At 53.1% G+C, this 3431-nt stretch carries 2 tRNA genes and 2 rRNA genes; all 4 read right to left on the bottom strand.

Annotation, left to right across the window (positions count from 1 at the left end):
* Nucleotides 1-1173 (bottom strand): 23S ribosomal RNA (locus AOY23_RS21260); the annotation flags it as partial.
* A gap of 309 nt (nt 1174-1482) precedes the next feature.
* Nucleotides 1483-1558: transfer RNA gene (locus tag AOY23_RS21255), tRNA-Ala, on the bottom strand.
* A gap of 107 nt (nt 1559-1665) precedes the next feature.
* Nucleotides 1666-1742: transfer RNA gene (locus AOY23_RS21250), tRNA-Ile, on the bottom strand.
* A gap of 69 nt (nt 1743-1811) precedes the next feature.
* Nucleotides 1812-3353: ribosomal RNA gene (locus tag AOY23_RS21245) — 16S ribosomal RNA — on the bottom strand.
* Between the last annotated feature and the right edge of the window lie 78 nt (nt 3354-3431).

The following is a 3431-nucleotide window of genomic DNA, read 5'->3' as shown; positions in this document are numbered from 1 at the left end:
GTCGCTGCCGCAGCTTCGGTGCATGGTTTAGCCCCGTTACATCTTCCGCGCAGGCCGACTCGACCAGTGAGCTATTACGCTTTCTTTAAATGATGGCTGCTTCTAAGCCAACATCCTGGCTGTCTGGGCCTTCCCACATCGTTTCCCACTTAACCATGACTTTGGGACCTTAGCTGGCGGTCTGGGTTGTTTCCCTCTTCACGACGGACGTTAGCACCCGCCGTGTGTCTCCCGTGATAACATTCTCCGGTATTCGCAGTTTGCATCGGGTTGGTAAGTCGGGATGACCCCCTGGCCGAAACAGTGCTCTACCCCCGGAGATGAATTCACGAGGCGCTACCTAAATAGCTTTCGGGGAGAACCAGCTATCTCCCGGTTTGATTGGCCTTTCACCCCCAGCCACAGGTCATCCGCTAATTTTTCAACATTAGTCGGTTCGGTCCTCCAGTTAGTGTTACCCAACCTTCAACCTGCCCATGGCTAGATCACCGGGTTTCGGGTCTATACCCTGCAACTTAACGCCCGGTTAAGACTCGGTTTCCCTTCGGCTCCCCTATGCGGTTAACCTTGCTACAGAATATAAGTCGCTGACCCATTATACAAAAGGTACGCAGTCACCCCACCNGTGGTGGGGCTCCCACTGCTTGTACGTACACGGTTTCAGGTTCTGTTTCACTCCCCTCGCCGGGGTTCTTTTCGCCTTTCCCTCACGGTACTGGTTCACTATCGGTCAGTCAGGAGTATTTAGCCTTGGAGGATGGTCCCCCCATATTCAGACAGGATACCACGTGTCCCGCCCTACTCTTCGAGTTCACAGCCTGTGCATTTTTGTGTACGGGGCTTTCACCCTGTATCGCGCGACTTTCCAGACGCTTCCACTAACACACATGCTGATTCAGACTCTGGGCTCCTCCCCGTTCGCTCGCCGCTACTGGGGGAATCTCGGTTGATTTCTTTTCCTCGGGGTACTTAGATGTTTCAGTTCCCCCGGTTCGCCTCGTAACACTATGTATTCATGTTACGATGATGCACCGAAGTGCACCGGGTTTCCCCATTCGGACATCGCCGGTTATAACGGTTCATATCACCTTACCGGCGCTTTTCGCAGATTAGCACGTCCTTCATCGCCTCTGACTGCCAGGGCATCCACCGTGTACGCTTAGTCGCTTAACCTCACAACCCGAAGATGTCTTGTTCTGTCCGGCTTGTTGCGCGTCGTGAATACTGCGTTGTTCCGTACTCGCGATGCTCATGGACATTAAGTCCACTGCGCTCGCGGCGTGCGGTACGCCTTGTCTTCACTTCGCTCACATCACCTCTGACAGTGTTATCTTCTGATTGCGAAAATTTGAGAGACTCACGAATAATCTTTCGACTATTCAGTGTTTCAATTTTCAGCTTGATCCAGATTTTTAAAGAGCAAAACTTCGCAGTGAACCTTTTAAGGCACACTCTGAAGTTTTCTTGTTTTCGCAGTAAAGATGGTGGAGCTATGCGGGATCGAACCGCAGACCTCCTGCGTGCAAAGCAGGCGCTCTCCCAGCTGAGCTATAGCCCCATCGTAGTCAAACCTCATGAACCGCAATTCTTGTTGAGGCAAGGCGTGGTGACACGAAGCATACTGAAGTATGTGAGTGTCGCCACAACGCAGCATCAGCAAGAATTTGGTAGGCCTGAGTGGACTTGAACCACCGACCTCACCCTTATCAGGGGTGCGCTCTAACCACCTGAGCTACAAGCCTGCAGAGATTTTTACTGCTGTTTTTCATCAGACAATCTGTGTGAGCACTTCGAAGGCAGGTTCTTTCAGGTAAGGAGGTGATCCAACCGCAGGTTCCCCTACGGTTACCTTGTTACGACTTCACCCCAGTCATGAATCACAAAGTGGTAAGCGCCCTCCCGAAGGTTAAGCTACCTACTTCTTTTGCAACCCACTCCCATGGTGTGACGGGCGGTGTGTACAAGGCCCGGGAACGTATTCACCGTGGCATTCTGATCCACGATTACTAGCGATTCCGACTTCGTGGAGTCGAGTTGCAGACTCCAGTCCGGACTACGACATACTTTATGAGGTCCGCTTGCTCTCGCGAGGTCGCTTCTCTTTGTATATGCCATTGTAGCACGTGTGTAGCCCTGGTCGTAAGGGCCATGATGACTTGACGTCATCCCCACCTTCCTCCAGTTTATCACTGGCAGTCTCCTTTGAGTTCCCGGCCGGACCGCTGGCAACAAAGGATAAGGGTTGCGCTCGTTGCGGGACTTAACCCAACATTTCACAACACGAGCTGACGACAGCCATGCAGCACCTGTCTCACGGTTCCCGAAGGCACATTCTCATCTCTGAAAACTTCCGTGGATGTCAAGACCAGGTAAGGTTCTTCGCGTTGCATCGAATTAAACCACATGCTCCACCGCTTGTGCGGGCCCCCGTCAATTCATTTGAGTTTTAACCTTGCGGCCGTACTCCCCAGGCGGTCGACTTAACGCGTTAGCTCCGGAAGCCACGCCTCAAGGGCACAACCTCCAAGTCGACATCGTTTACGGCGTGGACTACCAGGGTATCTAATCCTGTTTGCTCCCCACGCTTTCGCACCTGAGCGTCAGTCTTTGTCCAGGGGGCCGCCTTCGCCACCGGTATTCCTCCAGATCTCTACGCATTTCACCGCTACACCTGGAATTCTACCCCCCTCTACAAGACTCAAGCCTGCCAGTTTCGGATGCAGTTCCCGGGTTGAGCCCGGGGATTTCACATCCGACTTGACAGACCGCCTGCGTGCGCTTTACGCCCAGTAATTCCGATTAACGCTTGCACCCTCCGTATTACCGCGGCTGCTGGCACGGAGTTAGCCGGTGCTTCTTCTGCGGGTAACGTCAATTGCTGCGGTTATTAACCACAACACCTTCCTCCCCGCTGAAAGTACTTTACAACCCGAAGGCCTTCTTCATACACGCGGCATGGCTGCATCAGGCTTGCGCCCATTGTGCAATATTCCCCACTGCTGCCTCCCGTAGGAGTCTGGACCGTGTCTCAGTTCCAGTGTGGCTGGTCATCCTCTCAGACCAGCTAGGGATCGTCGCCTAGGTGAGCCGTTACCCCACCTACTAGCTAATCCCATCTGGGCACATCTGATGGCATGAGGCCCGAAGGTCCCCCACTTTGGTCCGAAGACGTTATGCGGTATTAGCTACCGTTTCCAGTAGTTATCCCCCTCCATCAGGCAGTTTCCCAGACATTACTCACCCGTCCGCCGCTCGCCGGCGGGAAAGCAAGCTTTCCCCCGCTGCCGCTCGACTTGCATGTGTTAGGCCTGCCGCCAGCGTTCAATCTGAGCCATGATCAAACTCTTCAATTCAAGTTTGATGCTCTAAGAATTAAACTTCGTAATGAATTACGTGTTCACTCTTTGAGACTTGGTATTCATTTTTCGTCC

The sequence above is a fragment of the Trabulsiella odontotermitis genome, assembly GCF_001297775.1.
GTDB classification, from domain to species: Bacteria; Pseudomonadota; Gammaproteobacteria; order Enterobacterales; family Enterobacteriaceae; genus Trabulsiella; species Trabulsiella odontotermitis.
This window is presented reverse-complemented; position numbering and strand designations above follow the sequence as displayed.